Source organism: Bradyrhizobium sp. LTSP849, from assembly GCF_000938255.1.
In the GTDB taxonomy this organism is placed as follows: domain Bacteria; phylum Pseudomonadota; class Alphaproteobacteria; order Rhizobiales; family Xanthobacteraceae; genus Bradyrhizobium.
Map to the genome: position 1 here is coordinate 52,231 of NZ_JYMR01000010.1, position 25,340 is coordinate 77,570.

The 25,340-nt window shown below is 63.7% G+C and carries 24 protein-coding genes and 2 pseudogenes; 15 read left to right on the forward strand and 11 right to left on the reverse strand.

Going from position 1 to position 25,340, the window contains the following annotated elements:
- Positions 1–45: 45 nt before the first annotated feature.
- Positions 46–1,287, reverse strand: coding sequence for an MFS transporter (locus tag UB31_RS08215; RefSeq protein WP_283806073.1), 1,242 nt, complete (start codon positions 1,285–1,287; stop codon positions 46–48).
- A 443-nt stretch (positions 1,288–1,730) separates the two neighbouring features.
- Between UB31_RS08215 and UB31_RS08220 the strand changes: the two genes are divergently transcribed.
- Positions 1,731–2,882, forward strand: coding sequence for a zinc-binding dehydrogenase (locus UB31_RS08220; protein WP_045010508.1), 1,152 nt, complete (start codon positions 1,731–1,733; stop codon positions 2,880–2,882).
- Between the two features lie 10 nt (positions 2,883–2,892).
- Here the strand turns inward: UB31_RS08220 and UB31_RS08225 are convergent, their stop codons facing one another.
- Positions 2,893–3,867, reverse strand: a complete 975-nt coding sequence (locus UB31_RS08225) for a c-type cytochrome (RefSeq protein WP_045010509.1) — start codon at positions 3,865–3,867, stop codon at positions 2,893–2,895.
- 308 nt (positions 3,868–4,175) lie between these two features.
- On the opposite strand from UB31_RS08225, the gene UB31_RS08230 reads away from it, so the two are divergent.
- Entirely contained in the window at positions 4,176–4,601 is a 426-nt protein-coding gene (locus UB31_RS08230) for a VOC family protein (protein ID WP_045010510.1), read from the forward strand.
- A 96-nt stretch (positions 4,602–4,697) separates the two neighbouring features.
- Positions 4,698–5,210: a hypothetical protein gene (locus UB31_RS08235; RefSeq protein WP_045010511.1), complete on the forward strand. Its 513-nt coding sequence runs from the start codon at positions 4,698–4,700 to the stop codon at positions 5,208–5,210.
- 17 nt (positions 5,211–5,227) lie between these two features.
- On the opposite strand, the gene UB31_RS08240 is transcribed toward UB31_RS08235, so the two are convergent.
- Positions 5,228–5,581, reverse strand: coding sequence for a cupin domain-containing protein (locus UB31_RS08240; RefSeq protein ID WP_045010512.1), 354 nt, complete (start codon positions 5,579–5,581; stop codon positions 5,228–5,230).
- A gap of 381 nt (positions 5,582–5,962) precedes the next feature.
- Here UB31_RS08240 and UB31_RS08245 point away from each other — a divergent pair, with 381 nt between their 5' ends.
- Positions 5,963–7,930 (forward strand): DEAD/DEAH box helicase, encoded by a 1,968-nt coding sequence (locus tag UB31_RS08245; protein WP_045010513.1) that lies wholly within the window; start codon positions 5,963–5,965, stop codon positions 7,928–7,930.
- Positions 7,931–8,284: 354 nt separating this feature from the next.
- Positions 8,285–9,523: a vanadium-dependent haloperoxidase gene (locus UB31_RS08250; RefSeq protein WP_045010582.1), complete on the forward strand. Its 1,239-nt coding sequence runs from the start codon at positions 8,285–8,287 to the stop codon at positions 9,521–9,523.
- Between the two features lie 70 nt (positions 9,524–9,593).
- Here the strand turns inward: UB31_RS08250 and UB31_RS42105 are convergent, their stop codons facing one another.
- Positions 9,594–9,917, reverse strand: a complete 324-nt coding sequence (locus UB31_RS42105) for a hypothetical protein (RefSeq protein ID WP_045010514.1) — start codon at positions 9,915–9,917, stop codon at positions 9,594–9,596.
- Positions 9,918–10,034: 117 nt separating this feature from the next.
- Positions 10,035–10,535, reverse strand: a complete 501-nt coding sequence (locus tag UB31_RS08260) for a GNAT family N-acetyltransferase (protein ID WP_045010515.1) — start codon at positions 10,533–10,535, stop codon at positions 10,035–10,037.
- 155 nt (positions 10,536–10,690) lie between these two features.
- Here UB31_RS08260 and UB31_RS08265 point away from each other — a divergent pair, with 155 nt between their 5' ends.
- The 3 genes from UB31_RS08265 (at position 10,691) to UB31_RS08275 (ending at position 12,231) form a co-directional block, all read left to right on the forward strand.
- Positions 10,691–11,080 carry a COG4315 family predicted lipoprotein gene (locus tag UB31_RS08265; RefSeq protein ID WP_045010516.1) on the forward strand — a complete coding sequence of 130 codons (390 nt, stop codon included), beginning with the start codon at positions 10,691–10,693 and terminating at the stop codon, positions 11,078–11,080.
- A 159-nt stretch (positions 11,081–11,239) separates the two neighbouring features.
- Entirely contained in the window at positions 11,240–12,046 is an 807-nt protein-coding gene (locus UB31_RS08270) for a transglutaminase-like domain-containing protein (RefSeq protein ID WP_045010517.1), read from the forward strand.
- Positions 12,046–12,231: a hypothetical protein gene (locus UB31_RS08275; protein WP_045010518.1), complete on the forward strand. Its 186-nt coding sequence runs from the start codon at positions 12,046–12,048 to the stop codon at positions 12,229–12,231. Before UB31_RS08270 ends, UB31_RS08275 begins: the two co-directional genes overlap by 1 nt.
- Before the next feature lie 21 nt (positions 12,232–12,252).
- Here UB31_RS08275 and UB31_RS08280 read toward each other — a convergent pair whose 3' ends face one another.
- Positions 12,253–12,681 carry a cupin domain-containing protein gene (locus tag UB31_RS08280; RefSeq protein WP_045010583.1) on the reverse strand — a complete coding sequence of 143 codons (429 nt, stop codon included), beginning with the start codon at positions 12,679–12,681 and terminating at the stop codon, positions 12,253–12,255.
- Between the two features lie 64 nt (positions 12,682–12,745).
- Complete coding sequence (locus UB31_RS08285; protein WP_045008351.1) at positions 12,746–13,300, reverse strand: PAS domain-containing protein; 555 nt, start codon at positions 13,298–13,300, stop codon at positions 12,746–12,748.
- A 451-nt stretch (positions 13,301–13,751) separates the two neighbouring features.
- On the opposite strand from UB31_RS08285, the gene UB31_RS08290 reads away from it, so the two are divergent.
- Positions 13,752–14,558, forward strand: coding sequence for a rhomboid family intramembrane serine protease (locus UB31_RS08290; protein ID WP_045010584.1), 807 nt, complete (start codon positions 13,752–13,754; stop codon positions 14,556–14,558).
- A 194-nt stretch (positions 14,559–14,752) separates the two neighbouring features.
- Positions 14,753–15,181, forward strand: a complete 429-nt coding sequence (locus UB31_RS08295) for a CBS domain-containing protein (protein ID WP_045008350.1) — start codon at positions 14,753–14,755, stop codon at positions 15,179–15,181.
- A gap of 9 nt (positions 15,182–15,190) precedes the next feature.
- On the opposite strand, the gene UB31_RS08300 is transcribed toward UB31_RS08295, so the two are convergent.
- Complete coding sequence (locus UB31_RS08300) at positions 15,191–16,219, reverse strand: patatin-like phospholipase family protein (protein WP_045010519.1); 1,029 nt, start codon at positions 16,217–16,219, stop codon at positions 15,191–15,193.
- Between the two features lie 235 nt (positions 16,220–16,454).
- On the opposite strand from UB31_RS08300, the gene UB31_RS08305 reads away from it, so the two are divergent.
- Positions 16,455–17,546 carry an RgsD C-terminal domain-containing protein gene (locus tag UB31_RS08305; protein WP_045008348.1) on the forward strand — a complete coding sequence of 364 codons (1,092 nt, stop codon included), beginning with the start codon at positions 16,455–16,457 and terminating at the stop codon, positions 17,544–17,546.
- Positions 17,547–17,557: 11 nt separating this feature from the next.
- Here UB31_RS08305 and UB31_RS40280 read toward each other — a convergent pair.
- Positions 17,558–17,710 (reverse strand): annotated as a pseudogene (locus tag UB31_RS40280) (LysR substrate-binding domain-containing protein); the annotation flags it as partial.
- On the opposite strand from UB31_RS40280, the pseudogene UB31_RS08310 reads away from it, so the two are divergent.
- Both UB31_RS08310 and UB31_RS42110 read left to right on the forward strand, forming a co-directional pair.
- Positions 17,692–18,054, forward strand: a pseudogene (locus UB31_RS08310) (aldo/keto reductase); the annotation flags it as partial. The pseudogenes UB31_RS40280 and UB31_RS08310 sit on opposite strands and share 19 nt — an antisense overlap.
- Before the next feature lie 235 nt (positions 18,055–18,289).
- On the forward strand, positions 18,290–18,553 hold the full coding sequence (locus UB31_RS42110) for a hypothetical protein (RefSeq protein WP_245305963.1): 264 nt from the start codon (positions 18,290–18,292) through the stop codon (positions 18,551–18,553).
- A gap of 66 nt (positions 18,554–18,619) precedes the next feature.
- Here UB31_RS42110 and UB31_RS08320 read toward each other — a convergent pair whose 3' ends face one another.
- A complete protein-coding gene (locus UB31_RS08320) occupies positions 18,620–19,612 on the reverse strand; it encodes a zinc-dependent alcohol dehydrogenase family protein (protein ID WP_349643864.1) in 993 nt (330 codons plus the stop codon).
- Between the two features lie 104 nt (positions 19,613–19,716).
- Between UB31_RS08320 and UB31_RS08325 the strand changes: the two genes are divergently transcribed.
- Positions 19,717–20,568, forward strand: coding sequence for a LysR family transcriptional regulator (locus tag UB31_RS08325; RefSeq protein ID WP_045010588.1), 852 nt, complete (start codon positions 19,717–19,719; stop codon positions 20,566–20,568).
- A gap of 1,014 nt (positions 20,569–21,582) precedes the next feature.
- A complete protein-coding gene (locus tag UB31_RS08330) occupies positions 21,583–24,045 on the forward strand; it encodes a putative bifunctional diguanylate cyclase/phosphodiesterase (RefSeq protein ID WP_045010520.1) in 2,463 nt (820 codons plus the stop codon).
- On the opposite strand, the gene UB31_RS08335 is transcribed toward UB31_RS08330, so the two are convergent.
- Positions 24,031–25,299 carry a serine hydrolase domain-containing protein gene (locus UB31_RS08335; protein WP_045010521.1) on the reverse strand — a complete coding sequence of 423 codons (1,269 nt, stop codon included), beginning with the start codon at positions 25,297–25,299 and terminating at the stop codon, positions 24,031–24,033. The genes UB31_RS08330 and UB31_RS08335 overlap by 15 nt on opposite strands.
- Between the last annotated feature and the right edge of the window lie 41 nt (positions 25,300–25,340).

The following is a 25,340-nucleotide window of genomic DNA, read 5'->3' on the forward strand; positions in this document are numbered from 1 at the left end:
CTGCGGTGGCGAGACGTTGCTGTCAACGGGCAGCTTCGCGAGGAGCTACGCCTTCTTTGCCGCGCGCTGATTGAGGAGAAACAGCAGTGCGAGCAGCACGGCGGCCGACAGTCCCAGCGACCAGTGAATGCCGATCGCCGCGCCAAAGAGGCCGACGGTGATGCCGCTGAAGGCCCGCATTCCGAGCCCGGCCATGTTGTAGAGGCCGACGACGCGGCCGCGGATGTCGGGCGGCGCGTTCAACTGCACGAGCGCCTGGGCCATGGTGTTGAACGACAGCTCGAAGAAGCCTGCGAAAAACAGCAGCACGATTGCAACCGGATAGATCCGCACCGCGGCGAAGCCAAGCAGCGCCACGCTCCACAGCATCGCCAGTAGGATCGCGGTGCGCGGCGTGCCCTTGAGGCGCCCCCAGGATTCCAGCGCGATGCCCGCAAGCAGCGCGCCGGCCGCGTCGGCGGCAAGCAGCACGCTGTAGGACACGCCGGGATCGCCGTGGCCGAGATCGCCGGCAAAGCCCGGCATCTGCGCGTGGTAGGCGTTGCCGACCATGAAGGAGGTGAGGCCGGCGAGCCAAGTCATCGCCGTCAGCACCGGCTGCGTGCCGATGGCGCGCATGGTGTCGACGATGTCGGCAAAGCCGCGGACTGCGAAGCGCCGCACAGCGACGCTTCTGTCGCGTACCGGAGCCCAGAACAACCACAGCAGCATCGGCAGATAAAACAGCGTGTTGAAGATGATGCCGTGCGAAGTGCCGAGCGTCAGCATGATGACGCCACCCACCGCAGGGCCAACCAGAATGCCGAGATAGCGCGCCATCGCATTCAGGCGTACCGCGCTCGGAAGATCGGCGGGGCCGACGAGGTCGTAGAGCAGCAGCTGGTTCGGCGTCTGCCACAGCACCCCGGCACAGCCATGGATCACCAGCAGCAGCATCGCGTGCCACATCTGGATCGTGTCGGTGATGAAGAAGAAGCCCCAGCCGCTGGAGGCCACGATGAACAGCAGCATTCCGCACTGGATGATGCGGCGCGGGTCGAACCGGTCGGCGAGCCCGCCGACGGCGACGGAGAACAAGAGGAACGGCAGCCAGTGCGACAGCACGGCAAAGCCTGCCAGCGCCGGCGAATGGAATTTCTGGAACACCACCCAATAGCTGATCACGTGCTCGATATTGTCGGCCATCATCGCCAGCACATAGGCGATGAACTGGAGGCGGTAGGGCACCGACTTCATGGCCGCGAACGAGCCGGACGCGACCACGGGATTTTGGGGAAGGGGGTTCAAGCGATCACCTGGGTGGGACTTGAGCCGTCCCTACACGGTCGCCGGTGAGGGCTCAAGACACTTGGGTGCGCTTGGACATCTGCCATGCGCTGCTGTCACACACTGCACCGTCATCCCCGCGCAACCGCGAAGCGGTTGTCGCTGGAGGTGCGCGCTCTTGCGCGCCTCGAAGGATGGCATCCAAGTGCCTGTGGCTCATCCTTCGAGGCTTCACCTTGCGATGCAAATGCATCGCAAGGCGCGCACCTCAGGATGACGGTTGAGCTTGTGGCAGGCGCTGTAGCCCGGATGGAGCGCAGCGAAATCCGGGAACGCCGCCCCCGCATTACGCTTCGCTTCATGCGGGCTACGAGACCACGGCTTGGCACAATCACACATCTCACATACGCTTCGCCTCAGCCCGCACCAAACAATCACAACAAGCGGGCGTCGAGGAAACAGCCATGGAATCCATCCGCGTCTGCACCCATGCAGGGCCGGGCACTGAACCCGTCATCCGCTCCGTGCCCTGGCCGAAGGTCGGCAAGAAGGGGGCGCTGATCAAGATCGGCGCGTGCGGGGTCTGCGGCACCGATCTGCACATCCTGAAGGGACATTGGCCGAAGCCGCTGCCCTGGCCGTTCACGCTCGGCCACGAGCTCGGGGGCGTCATCGTCGAATGCGGCGAGGAATTCACCGAGGATTTCATGAGCAAGCCGTTGAAGGTCGGTTCAAAGGTGATGATCCCGCCGCTGATGCCGTGCGGCCGCTGCTATTACTGCATCCATTATCCGCAGACCGCCAACAAGTGCCTGACGCCGGTCTATTACGGCCGCTATCTCGGCTTCGACAAACCACCTCACATGTGGGGCGGTTGGGCCGAATATGTCTATGTCGATCTCGACATGCTGCCGGGCACCAAGATCTACAAATTGCCCGACGACATGTCGCTGCGGCTCGGCGCACTATCCGAGCCGCTGACGTCCTGCATCCGCGCCTTCAACCGCGCGAACCGCGCCGGCGGTTTCAGCTGGGGCGGCACCGTGGTGATCCAGGGCTCGGGCCCGATCGGCATTCTCGCGGTCGCCGCCGCGCTGGAGATGGGCGCAGGGCGGGTGATCTGCGTTGGCGCGCCGGAGGAGCCGCGGCTGAGACTCGCGCGCGAATTCGGCGCCGAGGCGACGGTGAACATCGAGGAGCTCAAGACACCGCAAGATCGCATCGCGCGCGTGCGCGAGATCGTCGGCGGTTTTGGTGCTGATCTCGTGATGGATTGCTCGGGCCATCCGACCGCCGGCCCCGAAGGCATCGAGATGTTGCGTGATGGCGGCACCTATGTCGAGATGGGCCAGTTCACCGACGCCGGCTCGATCGAGACCTCATGGCACCGCATCTGCACCAAGGACCTCAATGTGCTCGGCTCCTGGGGCTTTACCGCCAACGATTTGCCGCTCGGCGTCGACATGCTCTACCGCACCCGCGACAAATATCCGTGGCTGAAGATGCAGACGATCTATCCCTTCACGGAAGAGGGCGTCGCGCAGGCGGTGCAGGATGCGGTGGCCATGAAGACGGTGAAGTCGACCATCGTGCCGTGGCCGGAATTGGTGGAGTGACCGAGAAATACTATCTCGGCGAGGCCGCCTCCGCCGGCAGCGACGCCGCATAGACGGCAAGATTTATCATGTCGTCAAGTGTGAGCGCCTCGGCCACCGGTTTCATCAGTTCGCTGCCGCTCCCACTTCGTGCGCCGTGCTTGAAATCGTGGAGCTGCCGAACAATGTAGCTGGGCGACCGGCCGGCGAGCCTGGGAACGTCATTCATTCCGTTCAGCCCGGCGCCGTGGCAAGTTGCACACGGAGCGGCGGCGGCCCCGACGCCTTGCGTGGCTAGCGCTTCACCTTTTTTAATGCTGCCGATCGGTGCATAGGCGATGAAGCGGGCCCGCGCGTCGCGGTTCTCGAACTGCACCAGGTCCTCCGGGACTTCGATGATCCGGTTGCCGACAGGTTCTTTCTTTCCGGAGTTTGCATCGGCCAGAAACCACGCGGTGACGCGGGTTTCCGGCACGGTGTCTGTTTCGACGATCCTGATGAAGGATTTCGGCGTCAAGGCGGAGAAATAGGCCGCGGCGGCGCGGATCTCTTCGTCCGAAGCAGCTATGGCGGCCTTGACCATCAATCGCATGGGAACGCGGTCAGGACCGGCCGTCTTTCGCGCCCCATTCTTGAAGTCAGCCATTTGCTGAATGATGTAGGCCGCCGGAAGCCCGGCAAGGCCTGCGTTTTCGGGGCCGCCGGCTCCGTCCGCGCGGTGGCAGAAACCGCAGGCGAAGACATCGGGCTTTCTCCCATGCACCACGATCTCGGGCATCTCGGAATGGTCATCAGGGTGCCAGTCGGGCGATAAGAACAAGTCGCGCGTTTGAGCCGTGCGATAAGCGAGAGAGCTGCCCGGAACCTGCCGGAGCTGACCATCGTCAGGAGATGGTTTGAAGTCCGGCGGATTGACCGGATACGCCCACGCAGGCGTCGGTTCTTCCGCGCGAGCCGCGGCGAAACACGTGCAGAAAATCGCCAGCGCCGCAGCAAGCTTCCTCATGATCCGCCTTCTGAAGTCCGTGACATACCCGGCCAAGTCCACCGACCACGTCCACCGACCACATGGCAGGCCTCGGTGATTCCATTGAACCCGCCGCGGGCTCCGCGTCATCACCCGTCCGGGTGAGCGCCCTCATGGCTCGGCATAAAGGTCGGCGATGCGCACGCTGCCGACTGCGGCGATCAACCCGTCGGGTCGGGTACCGATAATCTGACTGTCAATCTCGCATCGATCCGAACGCGGCTGCATACTAATGCGCCTAGCCTTGGTATCGCTGCCCATAGAGGCCGGAACGCGAGGACCAGTCAATGGACGAACGAACACGCAAACCAAACTCGCGCGACGGCTCGCCGTTTCGAGCCATTCGCGCGATCGACTACACAGTTATTTTCGCCCGCGACATGGCCGCGATGCGCCGCTTCTATGAAGTTGTCCTCGGCTTTCCGCTGCTGCGCGAGCTTTCGCCGAACTGGATCGAATACGGCTTGGGCAACAATACACTGACGCTGGCACGACCAAGCCGGACTGCGGCCGATGCGCCGACGCCTGCCGGCAGCGCTTCGCTGCAACTGGCCTTCAAGGTGTCCGCGGCCGAGGTGGATCAATGCGCCGACGAACTCGTGCGCCAGGGCGTGGCGCTGCTGTCGCCGCCGACGAACCAGTCCTTCGGGCATCGGACGCTGTTCTTCCGCGATCCGGACGGCAATCTGCTTGAGGTCTACGCGGAGATCTGAGATGCCCAAAAAGTTCCATTGGGAATCCCTGACTTATTCACGCTGCGGTGAAACTTAGGCCCCAGTTCCGGCTTTCAGTTCACGGGAGAGTTTACCGTGAAGCGAATCCTGAAACCCGTCACTTATATCTTGGCCGCGATCTACTTCCTGGTGGATGCGGTCTTCATGGCCTTGGCGAGGCCAATATCGCGCTGGCTTGGACGGCATCTCGAGTTCAAGCGGTTGCGGGCCTGGATCAGATCGCTGCCGCCTTATCCCTCGCTCGCTTTGTTTTCCGTGCCTGTGATCATTCTGGAGCCGATCAAGCCCTTGGCAGCCTACCTCGCCGCAACCGGTCAGGTCCTGAGCGGCGCGGCGGCTTTCATCATCGGTGAGCTGCTCAAGCTCGTACTCGTCGAGCGCCTGTTTCATCTCACGCGTGACAAGCTGATGAGGATTCCGGCGTTCGTCTGCGTCTACGGGAAGTTCACAGAGGTGAGGGCATGGCTCCAAGCAACCGAAGCCTGGCGCACCGTCCGCGCCCTGAGCCACGCGGCGAGAGACTACGTTGCGCGGGCAATAGCAAGACTCGCCGGTGGCTTCAGCAGGCTGGTGACTTCCAGGGATTAGACTAGGCAAACTCTCCTCTATGCGAGCTTGCGCGCTGCGGCGGTTGCCGTGTCGCCGGTGTTCGGCGTGCCGGTCGGCTCGATGAGCAGAAGATGGACCTCCTCACGCGCCACGGGGCGATGCTCGGCTCCTCTGGGCACGACGTAGAGTTCGCCGGGACCGAGCGTCACCGTGCGATCCCGCAATTCGATGTCCAAATTGCCTTTCAGGACGAGAAAGAAATCGTCGGTGTCCTCGTGGCTGTGCCAGGTGAACTCTCCTTTCACCTTCACCACCATCACGTCGCAATCGTTGAAGGTCGTGATCGTCCGCGGAGACCAGAAATCACCAAAGGTCGCGAGTTTGTCGGTAAGCGATATCCCGTCGGCCATGGTTCACCCATATCTTGCTCTCTCGTGACGCTCGATCTGGGATCAAATTGCGGATGCGACAAGACTTGTAGCCAGCCAATCGGGCAATCTTGCCCGGCGACGCGGCCCTCCGACCTGCTTTGGTGCAAAATCTCGCTATATCCAGCAAAACGGCTCGAAAACGCTGGATGTAGTGGGTCAGGCCGGCCAGTAAGCTTATTCTCGGTATCGCCAGAGCCATGCGTCATAGGCATGGTGATTTGCCCGCTATTGGCGTAAAGAGCACCAAATCAAATCACCACGCGTGCGGCTGGACCATTTGCCGCGCATGCAGTTTCAGGTCGCGCGGCTCGACGTTCCGCGCCTGGACCAACCAAGGTTTATCCCGTGTCTTTTCCGACCATGAGTCCGCCGCTCGCCCGAGCTTTGGCCGAGCGCAACTACGACCGTCCGACCCCCGTTCAGCTCGCCGTGCTCGCGGACGAAGCCGCTGACCGCGACCTCCTGGTTTCGGCCCAGACCGGCTCGGGCAAGACCCTGGCCTACGGGCTGGCCATGGCCAAGGATCTGCTCGGCGACGCGGAGCGATTTGAAAGAGCAGGTGCGCCGCTCGCCCTGATCGTCGCACCGACCCGCGAGCTCGCCTTGCAGGTTCATCGCGAACTCGCCTGGTTGTATGAGCATGCGAATGGACGCGTCGTCTCCTGCGTCGGCGGCATGGACCCGCGCCGCGAGCAGCGCGAGCTTGCCGCGGGCGCTCACATCGTTGTCGGAACGCCCGGCCGATTGTGCGATCATTTGCGCCGCAACCGTCTCGATATCTCGGAATTGAAGGTCGTCGTCCTCGATGAGGCCGATGAGATGCTCAATCTCGGCTTTCGCGAGGACATGGAATTCATCCTCAAGACCACGCCGGACACGCGCCGCACCCTGCTGTTCTCAGCCACGTTTCCGCGTGGCATCGTGGCGCTGGCCAAGCAGTATCAGCAGCAGGCGTTCCGCATCGAGGTCGCGGGCGACGAGGGCGGTCACGCCGACATCGAGTACCGCGCCATTCGGGTCGCTCCCGGTGATGTCGAGCATGCAGTCGTCAATGTCCTGCGCTTCTTCGAGTCGCCGAGCGCGCTGGTGTTCTGCAACACGCGCGATGCCGTCAGGCATTTGCAGTCCGCGTTGCTGGAGCGCGGTTTCTCCGTGGTGGCGCTCTCCGGCGAATTGACCCAGAACGAGCGCACCCAGGCGCTCCAGTCGCTCCGGGACGGGCGGTCTCGCGTCTGCGTGGCGACCGACGTGGCAGCGCGCGGCATCGACCTGCCGAGCCTCGATCTCGTCATTCACGCCGACCTGCCGAATGACGCGGAAGTCATGCAGCATCGCTCGGGCCGCACCGGCCGCGCGGGCCGGAAGGGCGTCAGCGTCCTGCTGGTGCCGCCGGTACGACGGCGGCGCGCAGAGGTACTGCTCAATCTGTCCGGCATCGATGCCGTCTGGGGGACGGCGCCGCAGGCCGATGAGATCCGCAAGCTCGATCACGAGCGCATGCTGAAGGATGCGCTGTTCTCCGAGGAGACGACCGCCGACGATCTGGTTCTGGCGCAGGCATTGCTGGCAGAGCGATCGGCCGAGGATATCGCTGCAGCGCTCGCACGGCTTTATCGCGCGCGGCTTCCATCGCCTGAAGACATTCTCGATCCCGGCGAGCGAAGCGGCCGGCCGCGTGACGATCGTGGCCGCAACGATGTTCGCGCGCCGCGCGACGATGCCCGCGCCTCGCGCGGCGATGATCGCTCTGAAAGGCCTCGACCCAAATCGGGAAAATCGTCGTCGAAACACGGCATGGCGGATGGCAGCGTCTGGTTCCGGGCCAACATCGGACGAAAAAAGAATGCGGAAGCGCGCTGGCTGTTGCCGATGATTTGCCGTCGTGGCGGCATCGACAAGGGCGACATCGGCGCCATCAAGATCATGGACACCACGACCGAGTTCGAAATTTCCGAGCGGGTCGCGGAATCCTTCGCTGCCAAGATCAAGCGCCCGGACAAGGAAGACAATATCCGCCTCGAGCCGATGGCGGATGCACCGCAGGGGCAGGTGGCTTCGGAGAAGCGGCCGCACGCGCCTCGGCGCGAGGCCCGCGAGACAGATGATAGCGCCCGTCGCAGCGATGACGGTGCGCATCGAAGCGATCATTCGCGCGCCGCGACAGGACCGAAGCAGCACGGCAAGCCTCACGGCAAGAGCGGCGTGAAATTCGGCGTCCTGCCGGCTTTCGCAAAGAACCACAAGCATCGGGACAAGCCCGGTCAAGCAACCGAGTGGTCTGCAAAAGCCTCATCCGGCAAGAAGGCAAAGAAGAAAAATCGCGGCTGATCGGCGCCGCAAGAGGACCGGCGGCTCGGTGAGGCTGACGCCAGGGTGAGCCAACGGGTTGGTTTGTCTGCGCTGGCTGCGCCGCTGCTCGCCGGCTCCAGACAAACTCGTGCATCATGTGCCGCCGCCGCGAATTACCTAGGTGCTGCAAGCGGCGCGTGATACGATTTTTGATCGGCGATAGGTAGCCTTTGGCTTTGCCGGCTGAGAGAGCCGCGTGCTCCCGCCCGTTTGCAAGATCCCGATTAGGTTCTTGGCAAGACGTTCTTGGAAATGAAGCTTCTCGCGACGCCACCTTCGACCGAGGGAGCATTGTCGCGTCGGTCGTCTCCGATGTTCGATGGGAGTTCCGCCATGTTGTTCTTCAAAATCAGTGTGCCGGCGACGCTTCTTGTCGTGGGCCTGTTATCGCCGGCACATGCAGACACCGTGACCGAATGGAATACAATCGCGTTGAACGCTGGGACGGCTGCGCGGCAAACTCCGGTGGGACAGACACCTGCGCAGCAGGCAAGAAACCTCGCCATGGTACATCTTGCGATGTTCGATGCGCTGAATTCCATAGAGCCGCGATACACGCCCTATCGCATGCAATCGAATGTGCCCAAAACCACGTCCCGCGAGGTCGCTGCATCCGTCGCTGCGCACTATTTGGTTGTGCGCCTCTACGCTGCACAAGCAAAGGACGCCGACGCGGCGCTGAAAGAGTCCATGGCGCTCGTGCCGGAGGGGCCGGACAAGGCGCAGGGCGTGCGGCTCGGTGAAGAGATTGCGGCCGCCATGCTGGAGGAGCGGAAGGCCGATGGCAGCGCCGTCCCCGATACCTATCGTCCTCACGGAGCAGCCGGGGCGTATGTGCCGACTGTGCTGACGGCCAGCTGGAATTGGGGCTTGGTGAAGCCTTTCGCGATGAAGTCGGGACATCAGTTCCGGCCTGATGCTCCCTACGCGCTTGCCAGTGCCGAATGGGCAAAGGATTTTAACGAAGTCAAGACGATGGGTGCGAAGATTGGCTCCGGGCGCACGGACGAACAAACCGACATTGCGAAGTTCTGGGAGCAGACCGGAGCTGGCTCCTTCAACCAAATGGTCGAACAAATTGCGGCGGCAAAGAAACTCGGGATCCTGGATAATGCGCGTTTGTACGCGCTCGCTTATCTTGCGACAGCTGATGCGTTCATCGCCATCTTTGACGCCAAGTACACTTACAATTTCTGGCGGCCGCTCACGGCCATTCGCAACGCCGATAACGACGGCAACGCTGCGACCGAGCTGGACGCGGCGTGGATGCCATTTATCACGACGCCCATGCATCCCGAGTATCCATGCGCGCACTGCATCGCGCAATCATCAGCGGCAGCTGTATTGAAGAGTGCTTTCGGTGATGCGATGCCGATCACCGTCATCATGACCAGCCCGACCGCGCCTGGCGTGACACGCAAGTTCGACCGGCTGTCCGACTACACGGCGGAAATCATCAACGCGCGAATCTACGACGGTGTGCACTACCGCGCATCCGGCGAAGTCGGCGTGGAGATGGGGCGCAAGATCGGGGAGCATGTTTTGCAGAACTATCTCAAGCCCCTGAATTAGTCGTCCAAAACGCCGCCGGGCAGATTCATCGCGCTGCCGGCGGCATCATGCCGGGTAAACTCGGCTAAATCTACCGACCACCACCACCTCCGCCTCCGCCTCCTCCGCCTCCTCCGCCTCCGCCGCCACCTCCGCCGCCACCACCGCCGGCGTCACGCATGGCGGAGTTGTAGCGAGGGTCGCTCTGCTTCATGTAGATCGGCGAAGTGTCGCGGTCGATACGAACGACGCGCGCTCCGCCCGGTGGTTGTAGATCGACGAAGCCGGTGCAGCCCTCAAAGAACGCGACGTCGCAGCCATAGCCCCGCAACTGCACCGCGTTGGCACTGGTTGCGGTGAACGCGGTCGTCGCAACGAATGCAATCAATGCAACTTTCGGCAATGTGAGTTTCATGGAAATTCTCCAGCCTCAATTCGGCGAGACAGGAACGGCTCGCACAGTCCTTGGACGAGGGCTGATCGAAACTGGTTCGAGGCTCTTGGCCTCACGCCCGCGTGACGGGAAGGGTGGCTATTTGGCGAGTTCGCGCAGCATGTAGGTCGCGCTTGCATAGGACGTGAGCTTGGCGCGCAGCGCCGCATCCGGTGTGACGGGCCGGAAGCCGAGACGCTCCCACAGTACGCGCGTGCCGTAGACCGAGACCAGCGCGAGCGCCGCGATGCCCGATGATCGCGCCAGCCCTTCGATCGCCGCGACATAAGCGCGCGTCACGCCGCCGCGGAAGTCGGGGAGCACGGCGACGTCGTGCACATAGAGGCAGTCCGCATCGTGAGGCAATTTTTCAAGGAAGCCGTCGAGCGGCGGGATCTGATGCTGCATCCAGGGATGCGAGAGGCCGTAGCCGACGGTCTCATTCTCCGCGGCGAGCACGCGGCAGCCATCCGGGTAAAGCCGCATCTTCTCTGCGAACACTTCGGGGCCTTCAGGCAGATCGGGATGAATCCGCGCCGCGATCGCACTGATCGCCGGCAAGTCGGAGGCGCGCGCAGGGCGCCAATGCGGTTTGCTCATCTGAATTGTTCCGTATCAATCACCGCAATTTATTCCGTTGCGATGATGCACGCAGCGAAAAATTTCTTTGCGGCGTTTCGAGGAATACGACGCGCCGTGCGGCGTCCTACCTATGCAGGCCAATTTTGCAAACCAATTGCATGACAGGAGAGACCATGACGACATCCTCGATCCGCCTCGCGCTCACGCTCGCCGCATCGCTCGCGATCATCCCGGCCGTGTTCGCAGCGCCTCCCACCAAGACCGGCAAGACCGACAAGGGCAACGTGCTCACCGACGCCAAGGGCATGTCGCTCTACACCTTCGACAAGGATATGGACGGCAAGTCGGCCTGCAACGGTCCGTGTGCGACAAACTGGCCGGGCCTGAAGGCCGAGGCCAGCGACGCCGCTGGCGACGGCTACACCATCATCGCGCGCGACGACGGCTCGAAGCAATGGGCCTACAAGGGCAAGCCGCTCTACACCTTCGCCAAGGACACGAAGCCCGGCGACGTCACCGGCGACGGTTTTCTCAACGGCGCCTGGCATCTTGCGACGCCATGATTGAACGCGGCTCGTCGTTGCCTGAAGGGCGAGGACGGCGCGTGTGATCGGCCGTGCGAGGCGCGATAAATGCGCGGAACGCGAGAATTCCGGCTGACTGCCTTGTATTCGATGGTTTCGTAGCCATTTCGAGCGGACAGCAGCCGGAAAGGCGTTTCGATGAAGTTCCGTGTCGGATTCGAAATGCTCTACGATTTCCCGCAGCCAACGCCGATGATCATGGTGCTGGGGACGCATTTCACCCGCGCCTCGGATGTCATCGTGCCGGACTTCCTGACCACCGCCCCTGCGGTCGAGATCACACCCTATCGGGACGTGTTCGGCAATTGGTGCAGCCGCATGGTCGCGCCGGCCGGTCGGATGCGCCTTGCCGCCGACGGCGTCGTTCGCGACAGCGGTCTGCCGGACCCCGTGTTTGCCTCAGCCGTTCAGCACAGGATCGAAGAGCTGCCTGCTGATACGTTGGTCTATCTGCTCGGCAGCCGCTACTGCGAGACCGACCGACTTTCGGAGATCGCCTGGAAGCTGTTCGAAAAGACGCCTCTGGGTTGGGCGCGGGTGCAGGCGATCTGCGATTTCGTTCATCGCCACATCGCCTTCGGCTACGAGCATGCGCGCGCCACCAAGACGGCGTGGGAGGCGTATCAGGAAGGCAAAGGCGTTTGCCGCGACTATGCCCATCTCGCCATTGCGTTTTGCCGCTGCATGAACATTCCCGCGCGCTATTGCACCGGGTATCTGAGCGACGTCGGCACGCCTCAGCCGTGGGCGGCGGGCGATTTCGCCGGCTGGTTCGAGGCCTTTATCGGCGGACGCTGGCACACCTTCGATCCACGCAACAACGAGCCGCGGCAGGGGCGCATCCTGATCGCACAGGGGCGCGATGCCTGCGACGTTCCGATCACGCAGACCTTTGGCCCGAACGAGCTGGTCAGCTTCAAGGTCTGGACCGACGAGATCGCATAATGGCCAGTCATCCCCCGCTCAGCAGCGACGAACTCGACTCCTTGCGCAAGGTCGGCTCGACTGAGCGCCAAAGCGAGATCCCCCAATTGCACTGGGAGCGTCTCGTGGATCTCGGCTACGCGATCAGACGGCTCGGCGAGCTCGAGCTCACCGCCGCCGGTACGCGGCTCTTGGTGGGACAATAATGGCGGCGCGGCGAGCTTGGTTCACGCAGCCGGCGCCGGCACCAGTCCGTGACGCAGCATCGTCTCTTTCATCTTGGCGGGATCGGGTGGCGCGCCGGCCGACAGGAGCGCGGCCATCTCCGTGAAATATTGCGGGCCCAGCACTCCGGGGCTGAGGATGCACAGGCGTGTCGCCGGCCCCGTCGAACGGTTGGTGAAGCCGTGCACGATGCCGCGCTTGATGAAGGCCGATTGTCCGGGGCCAAGATCGCTCTGCTTGCCGTCGATCGTCCAGGACGAGACGCCGGACAGCCCGTAGATCGTTTCGTCCCAGCGGTCGTGATAGTGCGGGATCGGCATCCGCGCATTCGGCTGTAGCGTCATTTCGAAGATGTCGACGCTGCCGCCGGTGTCATCCTTGCTGTGCAGGAAGCGGAGCTGAAGCGTACCGAAATTGATGATGTCGGGCATGACTGTTTCGTCCACGTGAGAGGCTGCATCGAGATCGCGGCGCTCGCTCACGTCGAAACGAAAACTACCGCAGTCCCTCATACACCATCAGCCCGCGCGCGATCTGCAATTTGCGGATGGCGCGTGGCAACAATTTCTCCGGCTGGTGCAGATAGCGCCAGGAGGTCACGGTGAACGGGCCGAGCGCGCCGCATTCATCGTCGAACGGCGCGAGCACGCCGGTGACGCTGACAGGTGTGTGCGGGCGGGCGTTGAAGGGGAGCAGCAGCAGCTCGAGATGCGCCTTGCTGCCGTCCTCGCGCGTGGCGGTGATGCCGGCGATGGCGCCGAGCGTCTCGTCGGCGACGATGGTGGCGATTTCCTCGATCTCGCGGCGGCTGGCGTCAGCGAACAGTGCCGCGAAGCTTTGGTCCTTGAGATCGCAGCCGGCAAGCGCGCAGACGCGGGTGCCGGCGACGCGGAACGGAAAGCCGAGCTTGGGCTCACAGGACAAGACGAAGATGTCGCCAAGCAGCTCGCGAACGGCGGCCGGATCGATATCGGACCTGTCAGGTGCCCGCGCAGCGCCGCGCTTCTTGTCCCAATACGCGAAGAACGCGCGGCTCGACGGATGTTTCATGACTGAACGCTTACCCCGGGGCCGCACCATGTGGGACAGAGCTGTCCCACTTCAGTGCACCTGAGATCCCTGTGTTGTTGTGCAGGAGGGGATTTGCAGCGTCTATGCCGCGGGGGCGTTTTCGCCCCTGGGACCAGCACCTTTGCGTCGTTAACGTTAAATTAACTATGCGCTTTGCGCTCGCTCGACGCCTGCTATGGTGATCGCGGTCGCAAGCCTCGCCGCTTTCATCCAGGTTCTCGGCGAGGCCTGTACACGGGCGTCAAACAGTTTGGTCACTGGCGCGGGGAGGGGTGGGGATACTCCTTATTCCTCTGTTATGCCGGAAAGGCCGACATGGACAGGCAGGGCTTTCCCAGGGCCCTGCCTTTTCCTTTTGTGCACTTGCACCGGGTGGGTAAAGGCGACTATCTCCAAGCTGTTGCTCCGATCGCGCCTGAAAGCGAAGCTCTTGGATTCCCCGCCACAACCTCCATCGGACGAACCGGCCGTCATCGAGACGGCTCCGCGCGAGCCGATCCTGACGCTACCGCTGGCGCTGACGGCCTATGTCGTACTGCTCGCGCTGATCCATCTGCGGGTGCTGCTGCCGCCGGAACTGGAGAACTGGACCATCGACGTCTTCGGATTCATCCCGAAGCGCTACGATTCCTCGCTGGCCAATTTGCAGATCCCTGGCGGTGCCGGCGCCAAGGTCTGGACCTTCGTCACCTATTCGCTGCTGCACGCCAATCTCACCCATCTCGCCTTCAACGTGCTGTGGCTGCTGCCGTTCGGCAGCGCGCTGGCGCGGCGGTTCGGTGCGGTGCGGTTCTTCCTGTTCCTGGCGGTGACGGCCGCGGCCGGCGCGCTCGCCCATCTCGTCACCCATGAGCATGCGGTGGTGCCGATGATCGGCGCCTCGGCGTCGGTATCGGGCGCGATGGCGGCGGCGATCCGGTTTGCCTTCGTGCGCGGCAGCTTCCTGTCGTTCAGCCGTTCGGATGCCGATACCGCCGCCAGGGTTCCGGCGCTGCCGCTGCTGCGGGCGTTGCGTGACAGGCGGATCGTCGGCTTCCTCGTGGTGTGGTTCGCGCTGAACATCATCTTCGGCGTCGGTGCGATCGGCGTCGACAGCGAAAGCGCGGGCGTGGCCTGGGAGGCGCATATCGGCGGCTTCTTCGCAGGGCTGTTGCTGTTCGCGCTGTTCGATCCCGTACCGCGTGTGCGAAGCGATGCTGCAGATGCGTCATCACAGGACGTTTCAGACGGTATTTGAGGCGGCGCTTGCGGCGCGGCCCGATTTCATTCATCATCCTTGCGAAGAACAAGAATGTTCCGAAGCGACAAGCCGGTAGCGGCTTTGCTTCGCAAAGCGCCTGAGCGTGAAACCGGCGCCGAAACTGTTAGTTGAAGACTCACGAACAAGTCCGGACCGCGAAACGCGGACGGATCCGATTCAGGGAGGCGACAATGACGGTACGTTCAATTCTCAATACCAAGGGCCACCAGATCATGAGCGTCGAGCCCGACGCGAAGCTGGCGGTCGCAGTCAAGCTGCTCGGTGAGAAGAAGATCGGCGCGGTGCTGGTGATGAACCAGAGCCGGCTCGAAGGCATCCTGTCCGAGCGCGACATCGTGCGCGTGATCGGCGAGCGCGGCGCCGGCGCGCTGGAGGAGCCGGTCTCTGGCGTCATGACCCGCAAGGTCGTGACCTGCAAGGAGACCGACACGGTCGCCGAGCTGATGGAGATGATGACCACCGGCAAGTTCCGCCATCTGCCTGTGACCGACAACGGCAAGGTGGTCGGCCTGATCTCGATCGGCGACATCGTCAAGCGCCGCGTCCAGGAATACGAGTCCGAGCAGGAAGCCCTGCGCGACTACATCAAGACGGCCTGAGCGGACTTTTTACTCGTCCACTTTGGGCGGGCTGCCTGCGGGCGCCGGCGCGAGCACCTCGATCGCCTCCTGGATCGACTCCAGCGCGCGCTCGGCAGCGCGCACTCCGTGTGCGATCAGATCCTCGCCGCGGTGGAAGTCGAACCAGCCGAAATGGCCGACCCGCGGCGAGATCAACAGGTCCGGCGGATCGCCGGCGAGGCGGGCACGGGTGATGCGGTCCTGCATGATGTTGAAGGCATCGACCATCACTGAGGAGATGCCAGGTCGACCAGCGCTGCCGAAGAACTCGCGCTTCATGGTCTTCTCCGCCGAGAACAAGCGCGGAAAGCGCCGCTTGGCTGTGGTCTCCTCGGGCACGGCCGCGACCGGCGCGGGCATCGCGCCGTGCGAATAGATCGTCGTGGAATGGGTGAAGATGTCGCTGGAAAGATTTGCGGCGATGACGATTTCGGCGCCGAGCGCTCGCGCGGCCGAGACCGGCACGGGGTTCACCAGCGCACCGTCGACCAGCCAGCGATCGCCGATCAGCACCGGCGAGAATATCCCGGGCAGCGCATAGGAAGCGCGCATCGCATCGACCACGCGGCCGCGCGTCAGCCAGATCTCGTGGCCGGTGCGGACCTCGGTCGCGACGGTGGCGAACTTGATCGGAAGGTCCTCGATCAGGGTCTGGCCGACCGCCTCCTCAAGCCGGGTTGCGAGCTTCTCGCCGCCGAGCAGACCAGAGCCGGTGAGGCGGATGTCGAGATAACCGAGGATGTTGCGCATCCCTTGCAGGCTGCGCCCCCATTCTTCGAGCGCATCGAGCTGGCCCGCTGCATAGGCGCCGCCGACCACGGCCCCGATCGAGGTGCCGACCACGACGTCGGGCACGATGCCGTTGGCAATCAGGGTTCTCAGGATCCCGATATGGGCAAAGCCGCGCGCCGCGCCGCCGCCGAGTGCGAGGCCGATCACCGGCCGGCGAATGCTGCCGAGCCCGACTTTCTCGCCGTTGGAGCCATTCACGCTCCGACCTCTCAACATATCCAGCACCGAAACTCTCCTACCCCGGGGCCAGCCTTATCACCAGACTAGGCACCGCACGTCCGCTTCGCCAGAACGAGCGCGAAGCATGGTTTATACCGTTCGGGAAGCAGGGGGCGGGAGTGTGGCGAGGGCCGGGTGGCGCGGGACTAATCACGCAGGCGTCATCCGGGTTCCATCACGCCGTATTTCATGGGATTTCAGAGGCTTGAATTTGCCGCGTTTTCGGTGAAAAGCAGAGGGCATGACTCTCGGGGGTGACGGCATCATCGGATGGCGGCGCAGCGCATTGCTGCTGCCGGCAATCCTTGCTGCGTGCCTGGTTCTCGGCGAGGCTATTTTCGGTCTTGGTGTCGCCCAGGCCCAGCTTTTCTCCGATCGTCCCCCGCCGGTGCCGCCGGCCTCGGTGCCTGACCCCGGCGGAGCCGTCAGCCTGGCGCCGCCGTCCGGCCCGGGCGCAGCCCCTCCGAGCCTGCCGCCGGCCCTGACCCAGCCGGCGTCCCCCATCATTCCGCCCGCGGTCTCGACCGTGCCGTCGGCCCCGCCGCTCAGCGCGGCCGCGCCCGGACAGGCCGTGCTGTCGCTGACCGCCAAATACGGCAAGGACACCCCTCCGATCACCAGCGGCCTGGTCTGGCGGGTGTTTGCCGACCGGCCCGACGAGAACGGCACCTTCAAGCTGATCCGCGAGGACCGCAACGCCACGCCCAACATCGTGTTGCCGCCCGGCAATTACGTCGTGCACGTCGCCTTCGGCCTCGTCAGTGCGGTGCGCACCGTCAGCCTGAAGGCTGAGACCGACCGCGAATCCTTCGTGCTGCCGGCGGGCGGCCTGCGCATCGAGGGCCGCGTCGGCACCAGCCGCATTCCGCTGAACCAGATCTCGTTCGCGATCTACAAGGGCAGCCAGTTCGAATCCGGCGAGCGCGCCTCGCTGGTGCCCAACGTCGCGGCCGGCGACGTCGTGCTGCTGCCGGAAGGCACCTACTACATCATCTCCAACTATGGCGATCCGGCTAGCCTGGCGAACTCGGTGGTGCGTTCGGACATCCGTGTCCAGGCCGGCAAGCTCACCGACGTCATCGTCACCCACCGTGCTGCCGTGATCACGCTCAAGCTCGTCAGCGACAAGGGCGGCGAGGCGCTCGCCAACACCGCCTGGTCGGTGCTGACACCGGGCGGCGACGTCATCAAGGAATCGATCGGCGCCTTCCCGCGCGTCGTGCTCGCCGAAGGCGAATACCGCGCCATCGCCAAGAACGAGGGCAAGGTCTTCGAGCGCGGCTTCAACGTCGTCAACGGCGTCGACGGCGAAGTCGAAGTCGTCGCGCGCTGATCCTCACTTCCGAGCACGCGGATCAGCCGGCCGTCGGCGATCTCGCGCTTCACGAGGTCCTCCGGGATGTAAGCCAGGCCAAGACCGGCCAGCACCGCATTCATCCGCAACAGGCCGGTGTTGAGCACGAGCTGGCCGTCGACGCGCACCTTCATGGCGCGGCCGCCTGACCGGTGCGATCCACGAGAGCACGACGCTCGACAGCAGTGATTTCCGGAACATCGTACCGCGCTTCTCATCGAGTGCACGAAAAGCCAATCAGGCGCTGGTCGATCTGCTCGGCGAGATCGCCACGGCGAAGAAGGTGAAGGCGGCGCAGATCGCGCTGGCCTGGCTGCTCGCGCAAAAGCCTTGGATCGTGCCGATTCCCGGCACCACCAAGCTGCACCGGCTCGAGGAGAATCTCGGCGCGGCCAGTGTGACGCTATCGAAAGCGGATCTTGCGGCCATTGCAGAGGTGCTGGCCAAGGTCGCAGTGCAGGGCGACCGCTATCCTGCGCATCTCTAGGCGCGAGTCGGCCGTTAACATCGCGCATCAGCTTCTGGTGAGTGTTCGCTTACCGGACGTTCGCGCCTTATGTAAGCGCTACCACGCCGCTCCGAGAGGTCTCGCGATACACCGGCAGCAGTGGCTTATTCCAGCAGCGTCGCGACTTGGTCACAGCCTGTGCAAGATACGTATTTCCGATAATCAATTTAATTCTCTTTACCTCCTGCTGCGTTATATGTCGGGCATCCGTCCAATGGGGGATGCCGGCGCGGGCTTGCAGGCCTGCGAGACCGGCAAGGAGCAGGGGACCAAGCCCGTCGGCATGTTCGAAGTGATCCTCACCAGGCGTAAGCGCTTTGGCTGGCGATGGCAGGTGTGCGACCAGTCCGGCAAGGTATTTGCCGATGGTTTCGAGCGCACCCGGCCGTCGGCCAAATACTATGGCGAGCGCGCATTATTCTTCCTGTTGTCGCAGGCCCATTTGCGCAACCGCTCCGCGGCGTCCAGCGAGGACTAGCGGCGCACTGTGAGTCCGTAGCCCGGATTACGCCGCGCTCCATCCGGGCTACAAGAGCATGCGACCTCAGACATCGACGACCAGCTTGCCCTTCGCCGCGTGATCATGGATCAGCGCATAGGCCTCGCCAACACTCTCCAGCGTGAAGCGCCTGGGATCGAGCAGCGGCACGAGCTTGCCGGCCTCGGCAAGGCGCGTGGCCTCCGTCATGATCTCTCCGTGATGCGCGCGGCCTTCGCCGGTCAGCAGCGGCAACAGCGTGAAGACGCCCGAATAGCTGGCGGCACGGAACGACAGCGGCGCCAGCGCGTGCGTGCCCCAGCCGAGCGCGCTCACCACGTGTCCGAAACGGCGCACGGCTGCGAAAGAGGCATCGAGCACCTTGCCGCCGACGGTGTCGTAGACGACGTCGAAACCCCGGCCGCCCGTGTGCTCGGCAACATAGGCCTCAACGGCGATGTCGCGGTCGATGAAAACAGCGCCAAAGCCTTCGATGGTCGCGCGCTGTGCTATTGAGCCGGTGGCGAACACGTTTGCGCCGCGTGCGTGCGCAATCTGGATCGCGACGTGGCCGACGCCGCCCGCGCCGCCATGGATCAGTACCTTCTGGCCAGCCTCTAACGCCGCGCGGTCGATCAGGCCTTCCCAGGCGGTGATGAAGATGAGGGGCAGGGCGGCTGCCTCGCGCAGGCTGAGATTGGCGGGCTTCAACGCCAGGAGGTCGGCATCGACGGCGGCGAACTCGGCCAGCGATCCCTGCACGCCGCCGACGCCGCCGGTCATGCCATAGACTTCGTCGCCCGGCTTGAACCGCGTCACGTCGCGCCCGGTCCGTTCGACCATGCCGGCGAGATCGAGCCCGAGGATGGCGGGCAGCGAATGGCGCGCATGCGCCGCTGCTCCGGAATGGATCTTGGTGTCGAGCGGATTGACCCCGCTCGCGCGCACCCGCACCAGCACCTGATTTGGACCGATCTCGGGCGTGGAGACCGTTGAGATGCGCAGCGGCGCGTTGTGCGTCTCGAGGATCGCCGCGCGCATGGTCGACTGCCTGGTCATGATTGTCTTGCTCCGTTGTCGGCCTCCAATATGGCCATAAATTTTTGCATGACTAGCAACAAGGATGTACGATCATCATACATTTTTGTATGGAAGAGATTTCGATGGACTGGAGCGATCTGCGCATCTTTCTGGCGATCGCGCGTGAAGGCACGCTCGGTGCTGCCGCGCGAAAAACCGGCCAGACCCAGCCGACCATGGGGCGGCGGCTGCGTGCGCTCGAACAGTCGCTCGGGCAGACGCTGTTCCAGCGCACAGCCGACGGCTTTGTCCTGACCGACGAGGGGACGGCGGTGCTGCGGCATGCAGAGCGGATCGAGGAAGAGACGATCGCGCTGGAGCGGCATGTGACCGGCGCCGAGACGCAGCTTGACGGCCTACTGCGCCTGTCGTCGTCGGACTGGTTCGGGACGGTGATGCTGTCGCCGGTGATTGCCGCGTTCGGCAAGCGCCATCCCAAGGTGATCGTCGAGCTTCTAACCGATGCGCGGCTCTACAGCCTGCCGCGCCGCGAAGCCGACCTTGTGTTTCGCATCAAGCCGTTCGACGAGCCGGAAGTCATTTCCAGAAAACTGCTCCACATTCCCTACGCGCTCTACGGCAAGAGGGGCAGCAAGCCGCCCCGCGCCGGCGATGGAGGTGGCGTCCACGTCGTCACCATGAATGCCGAATTCGCCGACATGCCCGACGCCGTCTGGCTGAAGCGCACGCTGCCGAATGCGGAGATCGCCTCACGCAGCAACAACAGGCAGGCGCAGGCCGAACTCTGCGCCGGCGGCGGCGGATTGGCCGTGCTGCCGCGTCCGCTCGGCGACCGCGACCGCCGTCTGGTCGCGCTCGATATCGGCGTGACGCCGCCAGGCCGCGACACCTTCATCGGCTATCACCGCGATCTCAGGCGCCTCGCCCGCCTGCGCGCGCTGCTTGATCTCGTGATTGAAAGGTTGGCGGGGTGATCCGCCGACAATCCCTTGCGTTGTCCGACGGGCAAAACAGCCCAGCGCTAGGTCAATCCGCGTTCGCGAAAATATTCCACTTTACCGAAATTCGGAATTGGCGGATATTGCGCGCACTCCGGCCCAAGGAAGAGGGGCGTATCGCGATCGTCACGACACGCGGGCCGGATGGCGGTGGACGTAGGTTACATCGGCGCGAATGGACTTCGCAGGGCGGAGAGCCGTGAGCGAAGCCATCGCGCACACGACCGGTGTGATCTGCGTACGGCCAAATCGTGTGGTCCTGGCGCCCGGGGTCTGTGCGCCAAGTGTTGCGGTGATGGGTGTGGTCCAACCGGACCCTCCCATCAGCCATCCGCAAGGCGACGGGGGCAATAGTGCATCGCTCCCCGGGGAGAGCACGACATAAGCCGTTCCAACCATCGCGCAGGGAAGGCCGGGATGTCTCCGGTTGCCCTGTTATCCGCTGTGCAGTGTAGCGCAATCTACTCATGGCATAGCGGTCAATGGGAGCCAGCCGGCTCCCGGTCTTCCCTGCGCCCTCTTTCATGGGGGTGAGGCGACGAAGCAAAGCTCGGGCGAAACGCGCCGCGAGGATGAGAGGGTATGTCTGTTGCTCAGAGATCGAATAGCCAATGTTGTCGCGAGCACCAATCTATCACCGTCACCCTGAGGTGGCCGCTTCTTCAGCGGCCCTCGAAGGGCGACGGCCCGGCTGCATCCGGGCCGTCCATCCTTCGAGGCTCGCGGCGCAGTGCAGTTGCACTGCGCCGCTCGCGCCTCAGGATGACGGAACAGACACCGCCGCCGTGCAGAGAGACTGGGCTTCGCTACGCTCATGCAGCGACTTCGCGCATCACGCAAACAAAACCGTCATAGTCTCTAACGCGCACTAACCAACGCCCGACTTAAAACTGTCATAATCGCCGATCGGAACCCAACAGTCGCGCGCTTTTTACAAGGCATTAAGCGGGGGTGCATTGGATGCGGCGGGAAAGTGCGTTGGGGACTGCCATGAGTGCCGCGAAGAAGATGCCGGGAAAACCGGCCACCGAAATGTTCGACGATATCCCGGTGCTTCAGCGCAAATGGCGTGCCGCGTTGAAGCCGGGTGAACGGCTGCCGCGTTACGAGGACGTGATGCTCGGCAGCCTCGGACGTCTCGCCGGTCACATCGCGCTGCTCAAGGGCGACGGCGCGCTCGAACTGTCGCGCAGCGGACGTTATGTGCAGAAATGGCTCGGCGAGGAGCGCTGGGACATTCCGGTCGCGGAGCTGTCGCCGGATTGCGCCACGGCGCTGTCGGAGGCGGTCGCGAGCGCACTCAAGAACGGACGGCCACACCAGGCGAGCGCGCATTGCGTGCGCGACGGCATGGTCAGGACCTACGATTTGCTCGCGTTGCCGACCGCCTCGCGCTGGGGCGCCACGCTGGTCGGCGCCTACGTCAACGAGCGCGGCGCGCAATATAATCTGCTCGACGCGATTTTCTCGTCAACCGATGACGCGGTCATTTCGCTCGCGACGTTGCGCGACGCGAGCGGAAAACCGTTCGATCTTCAGGTCGTGCATCACAACAAGAGCGCCGGGCTGTTGCTGAGGCTCGCGGGCGGAGCCTTGCTGTGGCGACGGATCGGCGAAAGCAGCACGCTTTTGGCCTCGTCCGACATCATCAAGTTTCTGCTCAAAGCCGTCTCCGGCGGCCGCGGCGAACAGCTCGAGATCGAGCACGATGGCCGTTATCTCCGGCTGAGCGCCACCGCCTTCGCCGATTTGGTGTCGCTGACGATCTCGGACGTCACCGCCCTGAAGCGGCGCGACGCCTCGTTCCGCCTGCTGTTCGACAACAACCCGATGCCGATGTGGGTGTTTGACGCTGACACCAAAGAGTTCCTCAGCGTCAACGACGCCGCGGTCCAGCACTACGGCTATAGCCGCGACGTCTTCCTGCGCATGACACTGCCAGAGATCTGGCCGCAGGACGAGTGGGACAGCCACGCCGAGGCGCTGGAGCGTATCGGCGACACCTATCATTCCTCGCGCAACTGGCGTCATCTGTGCGCCGACGGCAGCGAGATCGAGGTGCTGACCTTCGGCCGCCGCGTCGCCTTCGACGATCGCGACGGCTATCTGGTCGCGGTGGTCGACATCACCGAGCGGCGCAAGGCCGAGGCGCGGATCGCCCACATGGCGCATCATGATGGACTCACCGATCTGCCGAACCGCGAATATTTCCAGGAGCGATTGAAGCAGGCGCTCGACCAGGGCGCGGGAAAACGGGTCGGCGTGCTCTATATCGATCTCGACCTGTTCAAGAACATCAATGATTCCTTCGGGCATCCGGCGGGCGACCGCCTGCTCAAGAAAGTCGCCGAACGCCTGACCACCGCAGTCCGCGGTGTCAATCTCGCGGCGCGTCTCGGCGGTGACGAATTCGCCGTGATTCTCGCCGCCGATGTTTCGCCGAACGAGGCCAGCGCCTGCGCGACCTTGCTGATCGACATGCTGAAGGCGCCCTATGAACTCGATGGCCAGGAGATGGTGATCGGCGCCAGCATCGGCATCGCGCTGTCGCCGGGCGACGGCGTAACGTCCGAAGAGTTGATGCGCAACGCCGACATGGCGCTGTACCGGGCGAAGTCCGATGGCGGCGGCGTGCACCATTTCTTCGAGCGCGAGATGGACCTCCAGGCGCAGAAGCGCCGCGACATGGAGCTCGATCTGCGCCGTGCCTTTGTCAATGGCGAGTTCGAGCTGCACTACCAGCCGCTGGTGTCGATCGCGTCCGACCGCATTTCCGGCTTTGAGTCGCTGTTGCGCTGGCATCACCCCGACAAGGGCATGATCTCGCCGGCTGAATTCATTCCGGTCGCCGAAGACATCGGCCTGATCTCCCAGCTCGGCGAGTGGGTGTTGCGCGAAGCCTGCGCTGAAGCGGTGAAATGGCCTGCCGACATCAAGGTCGCGGTCAATCTGTCGCCGGTGCAGTTCCGCAGTCGCAACCTGGTTCAGGTCGTGATCTCGGCCCTGGCGCAATCCGGCCTGTCGCCGAAGCGGCTCGAGCTCGAGATCACCGAGTCGATCTTCCTGGCCGAGACCGATGCCAATCTCGCAATATTGCATCAGTTGCGCGAGCTCGGTGTCGGCATCTCCATGGATGATTTCGGCACCGGCTATTCCAGCCTGAGCTATCTGCGCAGCTTTCCCTTCGACAAGATCAAGATCGACCGCTCATTCGTGAAGGATCTCGCGGAGCGGCCCGATTGCGTCGCGATCGTGCGCGCGATCTCCGGGCTCGGCCGCAGCCTCAACATCACCACGACCGCGGAAGGCGTCGAGACCGAGGACCAGCTCGACTGGCTGCGCGCCGAGGGCTGCAACGAGGTGCAGGGCTTTCTGTTCAGCGCGGCGCGGCCGGCGGCCGAGATCGCAAAACTGCTCGCCGATTTCGGCCAGCGCGCCTCACGGGCGGCGTAGCTCCGGCGGAAAGGTGTCGTAGACCAGTTCCTTGAAGGCGGGCGTGATACGGCCGCGCTCGTTCTGGGTCTGCTGCATCAGGACGTAGACCATGTCGAGCTTGGGATCGATGCCGAAATAGGTGCCGCTCCCGGAGTCCCATTTCAATTCGCCGATCGATCCTGGCGGCGGCGGCTTTGCGTTGCCGGGGTCGGTGCGCACCGCAAGGCCGTAGCCATAGCCGAACCCGTCGCCCGGGAAATAGAAATAGTCGCGCGCGACGCCCGAGCCCGGCCCGATCTGATCGGTTGTCATGTCCTTGAAGGCGGCCGGGCTGAGGTAGCGCTTGCCGTCGAGCTCGCCACCGTTGAGCAGCATTTGCGCGAAGCGCTGATAGTCTGTGATGGTCGAGAGCAGGCCGCCGCCGCCGGATTGCCACTCCGGATGGGCGAGGCGGTCGTGCTCGGCGTCGAGCAGGATCTGGTCGCTCGGCAGCGGCCGCGCCATCCGCTCGAGTTCATCGGATGTCGTCAGCACGAACTTGGTGCTGGTCATGCCGAGCGGATCGAAAATGCGTTGCTTCAGCGCGTCGTACAGCGTCTGTCCGGTGATGATCTCGATGACGCTGCCGAGCACGTCGGTGGAATGACCGTAGCGCCACAGCGTCCCCGGCTGGCGCGCCAGCGGCAGCTTGGCGACGCGCTCGGCGAATACCTTGTTGTCGAACTGTCCCGCGAAGATGTCGGCTTCCTTGTAGGCGAGCTCGACCCATTTACCGCCGATATAGTCGTAGCTGATGCCGGAAGTGTGCCGCATCAGATCCCTGATAGTCACGGGATGGATCGGCGGCACCAGCTCGAGCGTCAGCGAACCATCGGGCTTGGTGACCTCCAGTCCCACCTTCGTGCCGGCGAACGACGGAATGTATTTCGACACGGGGTCGGTGAGCGCAAGCTTGCCCTCATCGATCAGCATCATCGCCGCGACGCTGGTGACCGGCTTAGTCATGGAATGGATCGCGAAGATCGTGTCCGGCGTCATGGAGAGCCGGGTTCGGACGTCGCGCACGCCGAACATCTTGAAATAGACCGGCTTGCCGTGCTGCTGGATCAGGACGATGACCCCCGGCAATCTGCCGGCCGTGACCTCGTTCTCGAAGAACGCGGTGATGCGTTGCAGCTTGTCCGGTGCAGGGGCGGGGATGTCGGCAGCGCGGCTTCGCGTCATCCCGCTGGCCAGCATCGCGGCCCCGACCAGAAATTCACGGCGTTTCATCCGGGCTTCCTCCCTCGACGGGATCAAAGCCGCAAGATGTT

Coding starts and splice junctions, on each gene's coding strand:
- UB31_RS42110 (WP_245305963.1), top strand. CDS start 18,290: ATGGGGGATGCCGGCGCGGGCTTGCAGGCCTGCGAGACCGGCAAGGAG.
- UB31_RS08230 (WP_045010510.1), top strand. CDS start 4,176: ATGGACGAACGAACACGCAAACCAAACTCGCGCGACGGCTCGCCGTTT.
- UB31_RS08295 (WP_045008350.1), top strand. CDS start 14,753: ATGACGGTACGTTCAATTCTCAATACCAAGGGCCACCAGATCATGAGC.
- UB31_RS08285 (WP_045008351.1), bottom strand. CDS start 13,300: ATGAAACATCCGTCGAGCCGCGCGTTCTTCGCGTATTGGGACAAGAAG.
- UB31_RS08245 (WP_045010513.1), top strand. CDS start 5,963: ATGAGTCCGCCGCTCGCCCGAGCTTTGGCCGAGCGCAACTACGACCGT.
- UB31_RS08260 (WP_045010515.1), bottom strand. CDS start 10,535: ATGAGCAAACCGCATTGGCGCCCTGCGCGCGCCTCCGACTTGCCGGCG.
- UB31_RS08265 (WP_045010516.1), top strand. CDS start 10,691: ATGACGACATCCTCGATCCGCCTCGCGCTCACGCTCGCCGCATCGCTC.
- UB31_RS08220 (WP_045010508.1), top strand. CDS start 1,731: ATGGAATCCATCCGCGTCTGCACCCATGCAGGGCCGGGCACTGAACCC.
- UB31_RS08250 (WP_045010582.1), top strand. CDS start 8,285: ATGTTGTTCTTCAAAATCAGTGTGCCGGCGACGCTTCTTGTCGTGGGC.
- UB31_RS08325 (WP_045010588.1), top strand. CDS start 19,717: ATGGACTGGAGCGATCTGCGCATCTTTCTGGCGATCGCGCGTGAAGGC.
- UB31_RS08225 (WP_045010509.1), bottom strand. CDS start 3,867: ATGAGGAAGCTTGCTGCGGCGCTGGCGATTTTCTGCACGTGTTTCGCC.
- UB31_RS08240 (WP_045010512.1), bottom strand. CDS start 5,581: ATGGCCGACGGGATATCGCTTACCGACAAACTCGCGACCTTTGGTGAT.
- UB31_RS08330 (WP_045010520.1), top strand. CDS start 21,583: ATGAGTGCCGCGAAGAAGATGCCGGGAAAACCGGCCACCGAAATGTTC.
- UB31_RS08270 (WP_045010517.1), top strand. CDS start 11,240: ATGAAGTTCCGTGTCGGATTCGAAATGCTCTACGATTTCCCGCAGCCA.
- UB31_RS08335 (WP_045010521.1), bottom strand. CDS start 25,299: ATGAAACGCCGTGAATTTCTGGTCGGGGCCGCGATGCTGGCCAGCGGG.
- UB31_RS08305 (WP_045008348.1), top strand. CDS start 16,455: ATGACTCTCGGGGGTGACGGCATCATCGGATGGCGGCGCAGCGCATTG.
- UB31_RS08275 (WP_045010518.1), top strand. CDS start 12,046: ATGGCCAGTCATCCCCCGCTCAGCAGCGACGAACTCGACTCCTTGCGC.
- UB31_RS08280 (WP_045010583.1), bottom strand. CDS start 12,681: ATGCCCGACATCATCAATTTCGGTACGCTTCAGCTCCGCTTCCTGCAC.
- UB31_RS42105 (WP_045010514.1), bottom strand. CDS start 9,917: ATGAAACTCACATTGCCGAAAGTTGCATTGATTGCATTCGTTGCGACG.
- UB31_RS08320 (WP_349643864.1), bottom strand. CDS start 19,612: ATGACCAGGCAGTCGACCATGCGCGCGGCGATCCTCGAGACGCACAAC.